We start from the raw sequence: 16135 nt of genomic DNA on the forward strand, positions 1-16135 counted from the left end.
TCTGGCGCAAGTGACACCGCCTCTGGCGCAAGTGACACCGCCTCTGGCGCAAGTGACACCGCCTCTGGCGCAAGTGGCACCGCTCTGGCGCAAGTGACACCGCTCTGGCGCGGGCGGCACCAGCTCAGGCGAGCGAGACCAGCTCGGCGTACTGGGGGTTCCAGAGGTCCTCCACGCCGTCCGGCAGCAGCAGCACCCGGTCGGGATCGAGGGCGTTCACCGCGCCCTCGTCGTGGGTGACCAGCACGACGGCCCCGGCGTAGGTTCTGATCGCCGCCAGCACCTCGGCACGTGACGCCGGGTCCAGGTTGTTCGTCGGTTCGTCGAGCAGCAGCACGTTCGCGCTGGACACCACGAGCGCTGCCAGGGCCAGCCGTGTCTTTTCCCCGCCGGAGAGCACCGACGCCGGCTTCTCCACGTCGTCGCCGGAGAACAGGAACGAGCCGAGGACCTTGCGGACGTCGGTGTCGTTGAGGTTCGGCGCCGCCGACTTCATGTTCTCCAACACCGAGCGCGAGGTGTCGAGCGTCTCGTGCTCCTGGGCGTAGTAGCCGAGCCGCAAGCCGTGGCCGGGGACCACACCTCCGGTGTCGGAGGACTCGACGCCGGCGAGGATCCGCAGCAGCGTCGTCTTGCCCGCCCCGTTCAGCCCGAGGATGACCACCTGGCTGCCCTTGTCGATCGCCAGATCAACTCCGGTGAAGATCTCCAGCGAGCCATAGGTCTTGCTCAGGTCTTCGGCCATCAGCGGCGTCTTCCCACACGGCGCCGGCTCGGGGAACCTGATCTTGGCCACCTTGTCCTGGGCCCGGACGTCGTCCAGCCCCGACATCAGCTTTTCGGCCCGCTTGGCCATGTTCTGCGCCGCCACGGCCTTCGTGGCCTTGGCCCGCATCTTGTCGGCCTGCGCCATCAGGTGACCGGCCTGTTTCTCGGCGTTCTGCCGCTCGCGACGACGCCGCTTCTCGTCGGTCTCCCGCTGTTGCAGGTAACGCTTCCAGTTCATCGCGTACACGTCGAGCTCGGACCGGTTCGCGTCCAGGTGGAACACCTTGTTGACCGTCTGCTCGAGCAGGCCGACGTCGTGGCTGATCACGAGCAGGCCGCCTGAATGGCCCTGCAGAAAGCTGCGCAGCCAGACGATCGAGTCCGCGTCGAGGTGGTTGGTCGGCTCGTCCAGCAGCATCGTCTGCGCGCCCGAGAACAGGATGCGCGCGAGCTCGACCCGACGCCGCTGACCGCCCGACAGGGTGTGCAGCGGCTGGTGCAGGACGCGGTCGGCCAGGCCGAGGTTGCTCGCGATCCGCGCCGCCTCGGCCTCGGCCGCGTACCCGCCGGCCGCCGCCAGCTCGGCCTCGGCCCGCCCGTACGACAGCATCGCCTTGTCCCGGACCTCGTCGGAGTCGTCGCCCATCGCCAGCCCGGCCCGGTTCAGCCGCTCGATCACCGTGTCCAGGCCGCGCGCGGAGAGGATCCGGTCCTTGGCCAGAGTGTCCAGGTCGCCCGTCCGCGGGTCCTGCGGTAGGTAGCCCACCTCGCCGCCGCGCGTGATCGTCCCGGCCGCCGGCGACGCCTCGCCGGACAGGATCTTGGTCAGCGTCGTCTTGCCCGCCCCGTTGCGCCCGACCAGGCCGATCTTGTCTCCCGGCCCGACCTGGAACGACACCCCCTGAAGGAGTAGGCGCGCTCCCGCGCGCACCTCGACATCCTTTGCGACCAACATGAGTTCTTGTCTGACTTTCTTCGGGTCTTGCTCGTGGCTTGCGGTGATGTGGCTGGGTCCGGCGCGGCGATCCGTCGATGGGGCCGGCCGCGAAACCTGCCCCTCAAGACCCGTGGAGACCGCGGCGTCGCTGGACTCAGGACTAACCCCATCTTAGGTTGAGCGGCCGGCCTCCATCGCCAGCTCGCCTCGCCTCGTGCCAAACGCGCGTGGGCGCCGAAAAAGTCCACGACGGTGCCGGCTTGGTCGTCGATCAGGGTGTCGGCGAGCGTGTGCAGCGGCTCGATCGGGGGCTGAGCGCGCCACAAGGAGCCAGAACTAGCGTGGGGCAGCAATTCTACGTTCGCGCAGATGACGACGGTCGCCTCTCGTGACCGATCTCGAGACGCTCGCGGGAGCGACCACCGGCGACCTGGATGGCACCTCTGGATCGCCGCCATCGCCCAAGCGAACGGGATGGACGTGGTCACCCAGGACGACGACTTCGACATCATCGAGGCCGCGGGCGGCCCCTCCGTCATCCGGCTCTAACCACAGAAAACAAGAAGCGCAACCTCTTCGAGGCCGACGACCACGCTCAGGGCGCGTCGACCGGTAAGCACCAACCGCAGGACAGGCCGCGACCCACACCTGAGGAGAGATCACCGAGGACGGCCGCCACCACCCGCGCTCGACCAACGCGACCACCGTAACCAGCGGAGCCGGGATCGTGAGGAGAGAGGGGGCCGGCCGCACACCTAAGATGCCGTCATCACGAGAGGCGCAGAGCGAGCGAGCGCAGCGAGATGAGGGGCAGGTTTCGGCCGGCCCCCTCTCTCATCACGAGCCCGGCTCCGCGGGACCACCAGCAGACTCAGACGTTGAAGCCCAGCGCGCGCAGCTGGTCGCGACCGTCCTCGGTGATCTTCTCCATGCCCCACGGGGGCATCCACACCCAGTTGATCGCAAAGTTCTCCACGAGGCCCTCGAGCGCGGTCGCGGTCTGGTCTTCGATCACGTCGGTCAGCGGGCAGGCGGCCGAGGTGAGGGTCATGTCGATGGTCAGGCTGTTGTCGTCTTCGAGGTTCAGCCCGTAGATCAGCCCGAGGTCGACGACGTTGATGCCGAGCTCGGGGTCGACGACGTCCTTGAGCGCCTCGGTCAGGTCCTCCACGGTGGCCCGGGCGCTCGGCACGTCCGCCGGCAGCTGGTCGCGGACCAGGTCTGAGGGTCGGCTCTCGCCACTGGTGATGGTCTCGGTCTGGATGTCGGTCATCGGACAGCTTCCTGCTCGTCGTGGATCTCGGTCGTGGGGGTCGAGGCCTGGGCCTGCAGGGCCGCGTCCTTGAAGGCGGACCAGCCGAGCAGCGCGCACTTCACGCGGGCGGGGAACTTCGAGACGCCGGCGAAGGCGATGGCGTCATCGAGGCGGTCCCCCCAGTCATCCAACACCGCCGGCTCCAGGGTGCCCTTGCTCTGCATCAGGGTCAGGAACTCCGCGTGCAGCTCGAGCCCGTGCTCGACGGGCCGACCGATCACCAGGTCGCTCATCACCGAGGTGGAGGCCTGGGAGATCGAGCAGCCCTGACCCTCGTACGAGACGTCGGTGACGGTGCCGCCGTCCAGGTGGACCCGCAACGTCACCTCGTCGCCACAGCTGGGGTTGACGTGGTGCACCTCGGCCTCGAACGGGTCGCGTAGACCGCTGTGGTGCTTGGCGCGGTAGTGGTCCAGGATGATCTCCTGGTACAGGTCCTCGACTCTCACCTGGTCCCTCCGAAGAATCGCATCGTGTAGCCCAACCCGTCGACGAGGGCGTCTATCTCCCCGCGCGTCGTGTAGAGGTAGAACGACGCCCGGGTGGAGGACTGGACGCCGAAGCGCTCGTGCAGCGGCCGGGCGCAGTGGTGACCGCCGCGGACGGCGATGCCGCGTGAGTCCAGCAGCTGGCTGACGTCGTGCGGGTGGACCTGGTCGCCGCGGGCGTCGGTGAGGGTGAACGAGATCGCCCCGCCGCGGTCGACCGGCTCGCTGGGTCCGAGGACCCGTAGGCCGGGGATGGTCGCCAGGCCCTGCAGCGCGTACGCGGTGATCTGCTGCTCGTGGGCGGCGATCTGGTCCATGCCGAGGTCGGTGAGATAGCTGGCCGCAGTCGCCAGGCCGACGGCTTGGGCGATCGGCGGCGTACCGGCCTCGAAGCGGTGCGGCGGCGGCGCGTAGGTGGAGCCCGCCATCGTCACGATCTCGATCATCTCGCCTCCGCCGAGGAACGGCGGCAGCTCGGCGAGCAGGTCGTAACGGCCCCAGAGCACGCCGATGCCGGTCGGGCCGACCATCTTGTGCCCGGTGAACACCAGCAGGTCCGCCCCGAGGGTCGACACGTCCACCGGCAGCTGCGGCACGGCCTGGGAGGCGTCGACCACGACCACCGCACCGACGGCGTGCGCGGCCGCGGCGATCTCTGCGACCGGGTTGAGAGTGCCGAGCACGTTGGAGACGTAGGCGACCGAGACGATCTTGGTCCGCTCGTTGAGCAGGCCGTCGCGGACCGCAGCGTCGAGGTCGAGCCTCCCCTCGTCGGTCACGTCGTACCAGCGCAGCACGGCGCCGGTCCGAGAAGCCAGCAGCTGCCAGGGCACGATGTTGGAGTGGTGCTCCATCACCGAGATGACGATCTCGTCGCCCGGCCGCAGCCGTGCGCCGAGCGTGTGGGCGACCAGGTTGAGCGCCTCGGAGGCGTTCTTGGTGAAGACGATCTCCTCGGAACGCTCGGCCCCGATGAAGGACGCCAGCGTGGCCCGGGCGCTCTCGAACGCCTCGGTCGCCTCAGCCCCCAGCAGGTGCATGGCCCGGGCGACGTTGGCGTTGTGGTTGAGGTAGTGGTCCTCGATCGCCTCGACGACCACCCGCGGCTTCTGCGAGGTGTTCGCACTGTCGAGGTAGACCAGCGGCAACCCGTCCGGCGTGGTGCGCTCCAGGATCGGGAAGTCGCCGCGGATCGCCTCGACGTCGAAGGGGATGGCCTCGTCGTGGGGCAGCTCCCCGACCGTCGCCGCGCCGACGGGCACGGTGAGCGGGTACTCGGGCAGCGTGCGGGCCGCCCCGACGTCAGTGCTCATGTCCTTACTCCGCTCCGGCCGTCGCCGCAGCGGCAGCCTTGACGTAACGGTCGTAGCCCTCGGCCTCGAGCTGCTCGGCCAGCTCCTGGCCGCCCTGCTCGGCCACCCGGCCGGCAACAAACACGTGCACGAAGTCGGGCTTGATGTAGCGCAGGATCCGCGTGTAGTGGGTGATCAGCAGGACGCCCCTCGCCTCGGAGGGGCTCCCTCCGGTCGCGGGGTCGCCCTGGGCCGAGAAGCGGTTGACCCCCTCGGAGACGATGCGCAGGGCGTCGATGTCGAGGCCCGAGTCAGTCTCGTCGAGGATGGCGAAGCGCGGGTTGAGCAGCTCGAGCTGGACGATCTCGTGCCGCTTCTTCTCACCGCCCGAGAAGCCCTCGTTCACGCTGCGGTTGGCGAACTCCGGGTCCATCTGGACCTTCGACATGGCGGAGTTGACGTCACGCACCCAGGTGCGCAGCTTGGGCGCCTTGCCGTCGATGGCGGTCTTGGCGGTCCGCAGGAAGTTCGACACCGAGACCCCGGGTACCTCGACCGGGTACTGCATGGCCAGGAAGAGCCCGGCCCGGGCACGGGCGTCGACGCTGAGGGAGAGGATGTCCTCCCCGTCCATGGTCACGCTGCCCGAGGTCACCTTGTACTTGGGGTGGCCGGCGATGGAGTAGGCCAGAGTGGACTTGCCGGAGCCGTTCGGGCCCATGATGGCGTGCACCTCACCGCTGTTGATGGTGAGGTCGACCCCCTTGAGGATCTCCTTGGGCCCGGACTCGGTGTCGACGGACACGTGCAGGTCGCGGATCTCGAGTGAGGTCATGGGTTCAGGACTCCTGTGTGTTCGATGAGGCACGTTCGGGCTGGTACGGGGCGGACACGTCGACGAGCAGGTCGTCGCCGTCCACCTGGGTGCGATAGACCGGCACCGGCTCGGTGGCGGGCAGCCCGAGGGGCCGACCGGTACGCAGGTCGAAGAGCGAGCTGTGCAGGAAGCACTCGATAGTGCCGTCGACCACCTCGCCGTCCGACAACGGGATGGACGCGTGCGAGCAGAGGTCCGCGATCGCGTAGTAGGCGTCGCCGCTGCGGACGACCGCCACCTCGGTGCCGTCGATCTCGACGGCCAGGGCGGTGTCCTCGGCGAGCTCGGCGAGCGCGCAGGCGCGTACCCAGCGGTTCGGGGTAGCGAGAGTCACGAGGACAGCTCCGAGCTGCCCGTGCCCAGCGGGATGCCGACGTTGACGGCGAGCTCGGCCTCGACGGCTGCGAGCAGCCGGCCCTCGACCGAGGGAATGCCGATCTTGCGGATGATGTCGGCGAAGAAGCCGTGCACCACCAGCCGTCGCGCCTCGTTCTCGTCGATGCCGCGGCTGCGCAGGTAGAACAGCTGCTCGTCGTCGAAGCGGCCGGTGGTGGAGGCGTGCCCGGCGCCGGCGATCTCGCCGGTCTCGATCTCAAGGTTGGGTACCGACCACGCGCGGCAGCCGTCGGTGAGCACCAGGTTGCGGTTCGACTCGTAGGTCTCGATGCCCTCGCCGGCCTTGCGGATCAGCACGTCACCGATCCAGACAGTGTGCGCATCCTGGCCCTGCAGCGCGCCCTTGTAGTCGACGTTGCTGATCGTCCGCGGCTGGTTGTGGTCGACGAAGAGCCGGTGCTCGAGGTGCTGGCCCGCGTCGGCGAAGTAGAGCCCGAGCAGGATGGCTTCGCCGCCGGGTCCGGCGTAGCGAGCGTTGGCGTTCAACCGGACGACGTCACCGCCGAAGGTGACCGCGGTGTGCTGGTAGTGGGCGTCCCGGCCGACCCGGGCCTCGTGCTGGCCGACGTGGACGGCGTCGTCGTCCCAGTCCTGGATCGAGACGACCTTGACGGTCGCACCCTCGCCGACGACGACCTCGAGGTTGCCGGCGTGGACGCCAGAGCCACGGTGCTCGAGCACGAAGGTGACCGAGGAGAACGGTGCCGCTTCGAGCACGGTGTGGGCGTGGCTGCGGCCACCGTGCCCGGTGACGGTGACCCGTACCGGCTCGTCCAGCACCAGCTCGGCCGGCACCCGGACGTGCAGACCCTGGGCGGTCCCGGCGGAGGCGATGGCCGCGGCCCGGTCGCCCGGGACCAGCGCCGTGCCCCGGGGGGCCTGGCCCGGCGCGAGGCGGCCGAGCTCGACCCCGGCCGGCGCCTCGACGTCGACCGTCGCAGCACCGGCGTCGTCCGCCAGATCCTCCACAGACAGGGGCTCCAAGACGCCGCGGAGACGCTTCAGCGGGGTGAAGCGCCAGATCTCCTCACGGCCGGTCGGCTGCGGGTGGTCCTCGACGGGGAACGAGGTCTGCGGGTGCAGGTGACTCGCCACCTTGTCCGACGTCTCGAGCGCCGCGGCTACGGCGCTGAGCGCCTCCTCGGCGGTCTGGTCAACGATCGTCACGATGTGTCTGTTCTCTTCCTGGTGGTGCGGGAGCGCCCTTCGACGGGCTCAGGGAGCGTCGGGGCGGCCTCAGCCGACCGCGCCCTCCATCTGCAGCTCGATCAGCCGGTTGAGCTCGAGGGCGTACTCCATCGGTAGCTCGCGGGCGATCGGCTCGACGAAACCGCGGACGATCATGGCCATCGCCTCGTCCTCACCCATCCCCCGGCTCATCAGGTAGAAGAGCTGGTCGTCGCTCACCTTGGAGACCGTGGCCTCGTGGGCCATCGACACGTCGTCCTCACGGACGTCCACGTACGGGTAGGTGTCGGAGCGGCTGATCTGGTCGACCAGCAGCGCGTCGCACTTGACCACGGACTTCGAGTGCGAGGCACCTTCCTGCACCTGGACCAGGCCGCGGTAGGACGTACGGCCGCCGCCCCGGGCCACGGACTTGGAGATGATCGAGCTCGAGGTGTACGGCGCGCAGTGAACCATCTTGGAGCCCGCGTCCTGGTGCTGGCCCTCGCCGGCGAAGGCGATCGACAGCGTCTCGCCCTTGGCGTGCTCACCCATCAGGTAGACGGCCGGGTACTTCATGGTGACCTTGGAGCCGATGTTGCCGTCGATCCACTCCATGGTGGCGCCGGCCTCGCAGGTCGCGCGCTTGGTCACCAGGTTGTACACGTTGTTCGACCAGTTCTGGATGGTCGTGTAGCGACAGCGCGCGCCCTTCTTGACCACGATCTCGACCACGGCGGAGTGCAGCGAGTCCGAGGAGTAGATCGGCGCGGTACAGCCCTCGACGTAGTGCACGTAGGCGTCCTCGTCGACGATGATCAAGGTCCGCTCGAACTGGCCCATGTTCTCGGTGTTGATCCGGAAGTAGGCCTGCAGCGGGATCTCGACGTGCACGCCCTTCGGCACGTAGATGAAGGAGCCACCTGACCAGACGGAGGAGTTGAGCGCCGAGAACTTGTTGTCTCCCACCGGGATCACCGTCGCGAAGTACTCGCGGAACAGCTCCGGGTACTCCTTCAGCGCGGTGTCGGTGTCGAGGAAGATGACGCCCTGCTTCTCGAGCTCGGAGTTGATCTTGTGGTAGACCACCTCGGACTCGTACTGAGCGGCCACACCCGAGACCAGACGGGCCTTCTCGGCCTCCGGGATGCCCAGCTTGTCGTAGGTCGACTTGATGTCGGCCGGCAAGTCGTCCCAGGTGGTGGCCTGCTTCTCGGTGGAACGGACGAAGTACTTGATGTTGTCGAAGTCGATGCCGTCGAGCTCGGCACCCCAGGTCGGCATCGGCTTGCGCTCGAAGAGCCGGAGGCCCTTCATCCGCAGGTCGAGCATCCACTGGGGCTCGCTCTTGAGCGCGGAGATGTTGGCGACCACCTCGGGGGTCAGGCCGCGCTTGGCGGTCGAGCCGGCGACGTCGGAGTCCGACCAGCCGAAGCGGTAGCGGCCGAGCGCCTCGAGGTGCTCGTCCTGGGTGTGCCCGGTGCCGACCGGACCCGCGGGCGCTGCGATGGTGTCGGGAACGGCAGCAGTGGGTTCAGCGATCTGGGTCATAGGACGGGCCTCTCCTCAGGGGTGGTCATCTCAGGGTCGTGCTGGTTCGTACGCGGGACATGAGTCGTGCAGACACCGTCGCCGTGAGCGATGGTGGCGAGCCGCTGGACGTGAACGCCCAGCAGCCGGGAGAACATCTCGGTCTCCACCTCGCAGAGCTGCGGGAACCGCTCGGCCACGTGGGCCACCGGGCAGTGGTGCTGACAGAGCTGCTCCCCCAGGGCCGACGGTCGGACCGAGGCGACGTACCCGTCCCCGGTCAGTGCGCCGGCCAAGGCGTGCGCCGGACTTGAGCTGGTGCTGCCGGCCATGACGTCGGCATAGCGAACTTCGGCCGAGGCAACCCGACTGGACGCAAACTTTCGTACGGACTCTGAACCTGCCTCGTCGGCCAGGAATTCCAGCGCGGCGATGGCCAGGTCGTCGTAGGCGGAGTAGAAGTCGGCCCGGCCGGCGTCGGTGAGGGCGAAGACCTTGGCGGGCCGGCCGCGGCCGCGGGCGCCGTAGACCCGCTGCTCACGCGCCACGAGCAGACCACGGTCGAGCAGCACGTCGAGGTGACGGCGGACGGCGGCGGCGGTCAGACCGAGCCGCTCGCCCAGCTCCGCCGCGGTGGACGGGCCGTGCTCGAGGATCGACTGCGCGACGCGGTGCCGGGTGGAGGCGTCGAGATCGGGCGTCCGAAACCCAGGAGCGCGCTCGACGACCTCGCGCGACAGATGCTGGGTCGTTTTCACTACGCCAGTGTGCGCTTATTCAACAGGCCCGTTCAAGCAAGGCGGGCCTTACTTCCGCCTCACTGACGGTGGCTGCCCGCGAGGATGTCGGCGAGGTCGTAGGTGACCGGTTCCTCGAGCTGGGCGTACGTGCACGAGCGGGGTTCACGGTCGGGTCGCCACCGGTTGAACTGGGCGGTGTGACGAAAGCGGTCGCCTTCCATGTGCTCGTAGCGCACCTCGACCACCAGGTCGGGCTGCAGCGGGACGAAGGACAGGTCCTTGCCGACGTTCCAGCGGCTGTACTCGGAGCTGCGCGGCGTCCGGCTCGTCTCCTGCTCACCGCCCCAGGCCCAGGGGTGCCCCTCGAACGTGGTCACCAGCGGCTGCAGCTCGGTGAAGAGCTCCTTGCGGCGCGCCGCCGGGAACGCTCCGATCACCCCGACGCTGGCCAGGTCGCCGGCGTCGTTGTAGAGGCCGAGCAGCAGCGAGCCGATGCTGTCGGGGCCGCTCTTGTGCACCCGGTAGCCGGCGACGACGCAGTCGGCCGTGCGCTGGTGCTTGATCTTGAACATGGTGCGGAGGCCCGGCTGGTAGGGGCCGGCCAGCGGCTTGGCGACGACCCCGTCGAGCCCGGCGCCCTCGAACTGGGCGAACCACTCCTGCGCGAGCGCGGAGTCGCGGGTGGCCGGGGTGAGGTGGATCGGCGCCTGCACGTCGGCCAGCGCCTCCTCCAGCGCGGCCCGGCGGACGGCGAACGGTTGACCGGTGAGGTCGTCGTCGCCGAGCGCGAGCAGGTCGAAAGCCACGAAGCGGGCCGGGGTCTCCTTCGACAGCTTGGTGATCCGGCTGACCGCCGGGTGGATGCGCTGCTGCAGCACCTCGAACTCCAGCCGGCCGTTCGCGGCGATGACAATTTCGCCGTCGACGACGCAGCGCTCGGGCAGGTTCGCGCGCACCGCGTCGGCGACCTCGGGGAAGTAGCGCGTCATCGGCTTCTCGTTGCGCGAGCCGATCTCGACCTCGTCACCGTCGCGGAAGACGATCGAGCGGAACCCGTCCCACTTGGGCTCGTAGGACAGCTCGCCGGTGGGGATGGTGGGCACCGACTTTGCCAGCATCGGCTTCATCGGGGGCATCACGGGCAGCTGCATCCGCCCATTGTGGCGCTGCACCGGATTGTGTGTTCACTTTCGTGGCGTAGTCGCCACGAAAGTGAACACAGTCAGCACTCGGGAACGGGCCGGTCAGCCGCGACGCGAGCTGCGGCTGAAGCCGGCGGCGCTGTGCGGCCGGGACGAGCTGGCGGAGCCGGAGGAGGACAGACCCGGGCTGGAGGTGGTGTAGACCGACGGCGCACTGCCGCCCGAGCCACCGCGACCGCCGCGGCCCTTGGCCGGGGCCGCGGAGCGTCCGCTGCCCTGGCCCTCGGAACGGCGGGGCTGACCGGGACCGCGACGACCGCGGCCGCCACCTCCGCCGTTAGCCGCGTTGCTGCGCTGGGCCGAGCCGGAGCTCCGGCGACCGGGGCCCTGCGGCTCGGGGACGTGGGAGCTGACCAGGCCGCCGGGGACGAGCACCCGCTCGCCCGGCGCCAACGTCTTGAGCACCGGGTGGTCGATGCCGGAGACCCGGGTGGTGGTCGGCTTGATGCCGGCCGCCCGGGTGAGCGCGCGGACGTCGGAGACCTGGTCGTCGGTCATCAGCGTGATGACGGTGCCGTCGTTGCCGGCGCGGGCGGTCCGGCCGGAGCGGTGCGTGTACGCCTTGTGCTCGACCGGCGGGTCGGCGTGCACGACGAGGGCCACGTCGTCGACGTGGATGCCGCGAGCCGCGATGTCGGTGGCCACCATCGTGCTGGCCGAGCCGGAGTGGAAGGCGTCCATGTTGCGGGTACGGGCGTTCTGGCTCAGGTTGCCGTGCAGCTCGACCGCGGGGATACCGCGAGCGTTGAGCTGCTTGGCCAGAGCCTTGGCGCCGTGCTTGGTGCGGGTGAAGACCATGGTCCGGCCGGGCGCGCTGGTCAGGTCCGCGAGCACGTCGATCCGCTGGTCGCGGGCGACGTGCAGGACGTGGTGCTCCATGGTCGAGACCGGCGACTGCGCGGAGTCGGCCTCGTGGGTGGCCGGGTTGTGCAGGAACTTGCGCACCAGGCCGTTGATCGCACCGTCGAGGGTGGCGGAGAAGAGCATCCGCTGGCCGTTCGACGGGGTCTGGCCGAGCAGCCGGGTGACCGCGGGCAGAAAGCCGAGGTCGGCCATGTGGTCGGCCTCGTCGAGGATCGTGACCTCGACCGAGGCGAGGGTGCAGGCGCGCTGCTTGATCAGGTCCTCGAGCCGGCCGGGGCAGGCCAGCACGATGTCCACGCCGTTGCGCAGCCCGGTCACCTGCGGTCCCTGGCTGACGCCGCCGAAGACGGTCATCGTGGTGAGGCCGGCGGTGGCCGCGAGGGGCTTGAGCGCCGCCTCGATCTGGCCGACCAGCTCACGGGTCGGGGCGAGGATCAGCGCACGCGGCGCCTTGGAGGTACGGCGGACCCGCGATGCGGTGAGCCGGGCCACCAGTGGCAGCAAGAAGGCGTACGTCTTGCCCGAGCCCGTGCGGCCGCGGCCGAGCACGTCGCGGCCGGCGAGGGAGTCGGCCAGCGTGGCGGACTGGATGGGCGTGGGGGTCTCGATACCGAGACCGGTGAGGACCTGGACCAGCTCAGCAGGAACGCCGAGCGCGGAGAAGGTGGTGGAGGCAGGCAGGGTCGTCATGTCGACAGACAGGGAGATCACGTTTCTTTGGCGTCTCACCAGAACAGGGTCGCGCCCCAGGACAGAACCAGGGACACGGTGCAGCAGTGCACAGCAGCGAGGAAGGAGCAGGTCGCTCACCATCACAGGTGCTTCGCGGCGAGACTCAGCGAGGCACTGTGGCCAACAATAGCGCACGGTCCTGGCGAGCGCCGACGAACGGGGGTCTCGCCGGGCGATGACGCCGCGTGAGAGCGTCGAGCCACCCAGCCTCCTACCCCACCTGATCGGAGCGTCCTCCTCATGCGCGGTGTCTTCCTGCCCGGTGACTCGACCACGGAGATCCGGGAGGTGCCCGACCCGACGCCGGGACCTGGTCAGGTGCTGCTGGCGATGCGGGCGTCCACGATCTGTGGCTCTGACATCCGCGCCATCTATCGCGAGCACCTGCAGGGCGACCCGGCCGAGATGTACCAGGGCGTCGTCGCCGGTCACGAGCCGGCCGGCGAGGTGGTCGCGGTCGGACCCGGGACCGTCCGGCTGGCCGTCGGGGACCGGGTCTGCGTCTACCACATCAGCGGCTGCGGCCAGTGCGACGACTGCGTCCGCGGCTACCAGATCAGCTGCACCTCCCCGCACCGGGCGGCGTACGGCTGGCAGCGCGACGGCGGCCACGCCGACCTGATCCTTGCTACGGAGCGCGACTGCATCGTGCTGCCCGACTTCGTCACCTTCCTCGACGGCGCCTGCGTCGCCTGCGGGTTCGGCACCGCGTACGAGGGCCTGCTCCGCGCCCAGGTCAGCGGCCGCGACGCCCTCGCGGTGGTCGGGCTCGGCCCGGTCGGCCTCGCCGCCGGACTCCTCGGCGGCAAGCTCGGCGCCACCCCCCGCGCCGGTTTCGACCCCAGTCCCGAACGCCGCCAGCTCGCCGTGGAGCTCGGCGCCGTCGACGTCGCCTACGCGCCCGACCAGGTCGACGACGCCCGGACCGCGCTCGGCGGCGGCGCCCACGTCGCCGTCGACTGCTCCGGCAGCGAACCCGGCCGTGCCACGGCCATCGCCGTGACCCGCGCCCGCGGCCGCATCGTCCTCCTCGGTGAGGGGAACGGGATGTCGGTGCCTGAGGTGAGCCCCACCCTGATCCACCCGACGATCACCATCATCGGCTCCTGGGTGACCAGCCTCGAACACATGCGCGAGCTCGTCGAACGCCTGCCGGTGTGGAACCTGCACCCCGAGATCGTTGTCTCCGACACCTTCGGCATCGCCGACGCCCAGGCGGCCTACGCCCTCGCCGACGCGGGACGCTCGGGCAAGATCGCCCTCGTCCCGTGAACGCGTCCGGCGCGTTCGCCGGCGGCCGCTCGACACGGCGACCTGGGTTTTCTAGGCGCCTAGACTGCATCGGTGCCCACCCCTCCTGCCGCTCTGGTGGTCACCGACCTCCGGGTCGCGTACGCCGGCCGGGCGGTGCTCGACCGTTTGGAGCTGACCGCGCAGACGAGCCAGCTGACGGCCGTGCTCGGGCCGAACGGCGCCGGCAAGACCACCCTGGTCCGCTGCTGCACCGGCCTCGTCGCCCCGGACGCGGGCACGGTCACCGTGCTCGGCCAGCGGGCCGGCGACCGTCGCACGACGAGCCGGGTGGGCCTGATGCCGCAGAGCGCGGGGGCGTGGTCGGGGATTCGGGCCGGTGAGCTGCTGCGCTACCTCGCCAGCCTCTACGCCACCCCCCACGACGTGGACGCACTCGTCGACCGGCTGCGCCTCGGCAGCTTTGTCCGCACCCCGTACCGGCGGCTGTCCGGCGGGCAGCAGCAGTCGGTCAACCTCGCCGCGGCTCTGGTGGGCCGGCCCGAGCTGGTGTTCCTGGACGAGCCGACGGCCGGGATGGACCCGCACGCCCGCCGCGCCACCTGGCGCCTGCTGCGCGAGCTGCGCGCCGACGGCGTCAGCATCGTCTTGACCACCCACGCGATGGACGAGGCCGAGGCGTTGGCCGACCAGGTCTTCATCCTCGACCGTGGCCGGGTGGCCGTGCAGGGCACGGTCGCCGAGCTGACCCGGGGCGGCTCGAGCCTGGAGGACGTCTTTCTCTCCCACACCTCGGTCGGGGCCGGCTGATGACCACGCTCAGCTTTGCGCCCGCCGCCGGGGCGGCACCGGCGTACCGGCGCGTTGTCCGGCACGCGCTGGTCGAGGCCCGGCTGCTCGTCCGCAACGGCGAACAGCTGCTGCTCGCGCTGGTCATCCCGCTCGCCATCCTCGTCGCCGGCCGGGTGCTCGGCGGCCGCTTCGGCTCGCTGACCACCCTCGCGCCTTCGGTGCTCGGACTCGCCGTCTGGTCCTCAGCGTTCACTTCCGTCGCGATCGCCACCGGCTTCGAGCGGCGGTACGGCGTCCTGGAGCGCCTCGCCGCCACCCCGCTGGGCCGCTCCGGACTGCTCGCCGGCAAGGCGCTCGCCGTCGTTCTGGTCCTGCTCGGCCAGCTCGTCGTGCTGTCCGCCGCCGCCGCGCTGCTCGGCTGGCGGCCCGCGTACACGGCCGCCTCGCTGGCGCTCGCCGTGCTGGTGGTGGTGCTCAGCACCGCGGCGTTCGTCTGCCTCGCGCTGCTGCTCGCCGGCCGGCTGCGCGCCGAGGCCATACTCGGCCTGGCCAACCTGATCTACGTCGTGCTGCTGGTCGGCGGGGGTCTCGTGCTGCCGCTCAGCCGGTATCCGGCCGCCGTCCGTACCGTGCTCGAGGTGCTGCCGACCGCGGCCCTCGGCGAGGGGCTGCGCGCGGCCGCCGTCGGACAGCTGCTGACCTGGCCGCTGCTGACCGTGCTCACCTGGCTGGTGCTGGCCGGCGCCGCCGCTTGGAAGGGATTTCGATGGACAGCGTGACCGAGCGGGCTCAGGTCCGCGAGCAGCGTACGGAGACTCCGCCACCCGGGCTGGGCGGCCGACTCCTTCGGGTCGTCCGAGGTCCGCGGGCCGTCGCCCGCTGGGCGGTCGCGTCCCTGGTGGTCAACATCGTCATCGTGGTCACCGGTGCCCTGGTCCGGCTGACGTCGTCGGGTCTGGGCTGCCCCACCTGGCCGCGTTGCACCACGGACTCCTACACCACCCACCCGGCGCTCGGTCTGCACGGAGCGATCGAGTTCGGCAACCGACTGCTCACCTTCGTGCTGGTGATCGTGGCCCTGCTCACCTGGGTGGCCGCGCTGCTGCACCGCGACGAGCGGCGGCCTGAGCGAGGTGGACGGCGCCGCGACCTGCGGTGGATCGCCGCCGGACTCGCCTTCGGCATCCCGGCCCAGGCCGTGATCGGCGGGATCTCCGTCCTCACCCAGCTCAACCCCTTCGTGGTCGGGCTGCACCTGCTGGTCTCGATGGTGCTGATCGCGCTCAGCGTCTGGCTAGTCCGACGCACCCGTGGCCTCGAGCCCGTGCCGGTCGGCCGCGGCGCCTCGCTGGCCGTCCGCGCGACGTTCGTCGCGATGTTGGTCGCGGTCTGGCTGGGCACCATCGTGACCGGCAGCGGGCCGCACGCCGGCGACGAGAACGCGGCCCGGACCGGCTTCGACGGTTCGTTCGTCACCCACCTGCACGCGGCGGCGGTGTACGTGGTCGTCGCCACCACGCTGGTCGCAGTCTGGCTGCTGCGCAGCCGGGCGGCGCTGCTGGTGCTCGGCGTCGTGGTCGCGCAAGCCGTCATCGGCATCGTCCAGTACGAGCTCGGGGTGCCGGTCGTGCTCGTCATGCTGCACCTGTTGGGCGCCTCGCTGGCCACCGCCGCCAGCGCCAACCTCTTCCTGTCGGTCCGTCGGTCCAGCCCGACGCCATCACGTCTTGGTACCAGTCCGGCGCGTTGACCGCAGGGTGACCCTCTGTATTCTTAGGCTCCGG

At 70.2% G+C, this 16135-nt stretch carries 16 protein-coding genes; 5 read left to right on the forward strand and 11 right to left on the reverse strand.

The features are described 5' to 3' along the window. Positions 1 to 124: 124 nt before the first annotated feature. Positions 125 to 1723 carry an ABC-F family ATP-binding cassette domain-containing protein gene (locus ACFE76_RS12020; RefSeq protein ID WP_375431996.1) on the reverse strand — a complete coding sequence of 533 codons (1599 nt, stop codon included), beginning with the start codon at positions 1721 to 1723 and terminating at the stop codon, positions 125 to 127. 351 nt (positions 1724 to 2074) lie between these two features. On the opposite strand from ACFE76_RS12020, the gene ACFE76_RS12025 reads away from it, so the two are divergent. Continuing rightward, complete coding sequence (locus ACFE76_RS12025; RefSeq protein WP_375431997.1) at positions 2075 to 2254, forward strand: hypothetical protein; 180 nt, start codon at positions 2075 to 2077, stop codon at positions 2252 to 2254. A gap of 322 nt (positions 2255 to 2576) precedes the next feature. On the opposite strand, the gene ACFE76_RS12030 is transcribed toward ACFE76_RS12025, so the two are convergent. The 10 genes from ACFE76_RS12030 to ACFE76_RS12075 all read right to left on the reverse strand — a co-directional run bounded on the left by ACFE76_RS12030 (position 2577) and on the right by ACFE76_RS12075 (position 12266). Then, positions 2577 to 2978: a metal-sulfur cluster assembly factor gene (locus ACFE76_RS12030; protein ID WP_375431998.1), complete on the reverse strand. Its 402-nt coding sequence runs from the start codon at positions 2976 to 2978 to the stop codon at positions 2577 to 2579. Next, positions 2975 to 3469 carry a Fe-S cluster assembly sulfur transfer protein SufU gene (sufU, locus tag ACFE76_RS12035; protein WP_375431999.1) on the reverse strand — a complete coding sequence of 165 codons (495 nt, stop codon included), beginning with the start codon at positions 3467 to 3469 and terminating at the stop codon, positions 2975 to 2977. Before sufU ends, ACFE76_RS12030 begins: the two co-directional genes overlap by 4 nt. Further along, positions 3466 to 4722 (reverse strand): SufS family cysteine desulfurase, encoded by a 1257-nt coding sequence (locus ACFE76_RS12040; RefSeq protein WP_375432079.1) that lies wholly within the window; start codon positions 4720 to 4722, stop codon positions 3466 to 3468. The genes sufU and ACFE76_RS12040 overlap by 4 nt, the downstream gene beginning before the upstream one ends. A gap of 103 nt (positions 4723 to 4825) precedes the next feature. Beyond that, complete coding sequence (sufC, locus tag ACFE76_RS12045) at positions 4826 to 5635, reverse strand: Fe-S cluster assembly ATPase SufC (RefSeq protein WP_375432000.1); 810 nt, start codon at positions 5633 to 5635, stop codon at positions 4826 to 4828. A gap of 4 nt (positions 5636 to 5639) precedes the next feature. Continuing rightward, a complete protein-coding gene (locus tag ACFE76_RS12050) occupies positions 5640 to 6011 on the reverse strand; it encodes a non-heme iron oxygenase ferredoxin subunit (RefSeq protein WP_375432001.1) in 372 nt (123 codons plus the stop codon). Beyond that, positions 6008 to 7240: a Fe-S cluster assembly protein SufD gene (gene sufD, locus ACFE76_RS12055; RefSeq protein ID WP_375432002.1), complete on the reverse strand. Its 1233-nt coding sequence runs from the start codon at positions 7238 to 7240 to the stop codon at positions 6008 to 6010. The genes ACFE76_RS12050 and sufD overlap by 4 nt, the downstream gene beginning before the upstream one ends. 69 nt (positions 7241 to 7309) lie before the next feature. After that, positions 7310 to 8791: a Fe-S cluster assembly protein SufB gene (gene sufB, locus ACFE76_RS12060; RefSeq protein WP_375432003.1), complete on the reverse strand. Its 1482-nt coding sequence runs from the start codon at positions 8789 to 8791 to the stop codon at positions 7310 to 7312. Next, positions 8788 to 9510 (reverse strand): helix-turn-helix transcriptional regulator, encoded by a 723-nt coding sequence (locus ACFE76_RS12065; RefSeq protein ID WP_375432080.1) that lies wholly within the window; start codon positions 9508 to 9510, stop codon positions 8788 to 8790. Before ACFE76_RS12065 ends, sufB begins: the two co-directional genes overlap by 4 nt. Positions 9511 to 9587: 77 nt before the next feature. After that, the gene (locus ACFE76_RS12070; protein WP_375432004.1) at positions 9588 to 10661 is read right to left on the reverse strand and encodes an ATP-dependent DNA ligase; all 1074 of its coding nucleotides are present in this window, start codon (positions 10659 to 10661) and stop codon (positions 9588 to 9590) included. Between the two features lie 93 nt (positions 10662 to 10754). Further along, on the reverse strand, positions 10755 to 12266 hold the full coding sequence (locus ACFE76_RS12075) for a DEAD/DEAH box helicase (RefSeq protein ID WP_375432005.1): 1512 nt from the start codon (positions 12264 to 12266) through the stop codon (positions 10755 to 10757). A 282-nt stretch (positions 12267 to 12548) separates the two neighbouring features. Here ACFE76_RS12075 and ACFE76_RS12080 point away from each other — a divergent pair, with 282 nt between their 5' ends. The 4 genes from ACFE76_RS12080 to ACFE76_RS12095 all read left to right on the forward strand — a co-directional run bounded on the left by ACFE76_RS12080 (position 12549) and on the right by ACFE76_RS12095 (position 16101). Beyond that, positions 12549 to 13580 carry an alcohol dehydrogenase catalytic domain-containing protein gene (locus ACFE76_RS12080; protein ID WP_375432006.1) on the forward strand — a complete coding sequence of 344 codons (1032 nt, stop codon included), beginning with the start codon at positions 12549 to 12551 and terminating at the stop codon, positions 13578 to 13580. 72 nt (positions 13581 to 13652) lie between these two features. Continuing rightward, on the forward strand, positions 13653 to 14369 hold the full coding sequence (locus ACFE76_RS12085) for an ABC transporter ATP-binding protein (RefSeq protein ID WP_375432007.1): 717 nt from the start codon (positions 13653 to 13655) through the stop codon (positions 14367 to 14369). Further along, the gene (locus tag ACFE76_RS12090) at positions 14369 to 15130 is read left to right on the forward strand and encodes an ABC transporter permease (RefSeq protein ID WP_375432008.1); all 762 of its coding nucleotides are present in this window, start codon (positions 14369 to 14371) and stop codon (positions 15128 to 15130) included. Before ACFE76_RS12085 ends, ACFE76_RS12090 begins: the two co-directional genes overlap by 1 nt. After that, positions 15118 to 16101 (forward strand): heme A synthase, encoded by a 984-nt coding sequence (locus ACFE76_RS12095; RefSeq protein WP_375432009.1) that lies wholly within the window; start codon positions 15118 to 15120, stop codon positions 16099 to 16101. The genes ACFE76_RS12090 and ACFE76_RS12095 overlap by 13 nt, the downstream gene beginning before the upstream one ends. Positions 16102 to 16135: the final 34 nt, after the last annotated feature.

It is taken from the genome of uncultured Friedmanniella sp., from assembly GCF_964244005.1.
In the GTDB taxonomy this organism is placed as follows: Bacteria; Actinomycetota; Actinomycetes; order Propionibacteriales; family Propionibacteriaceae; genus Microlunatus.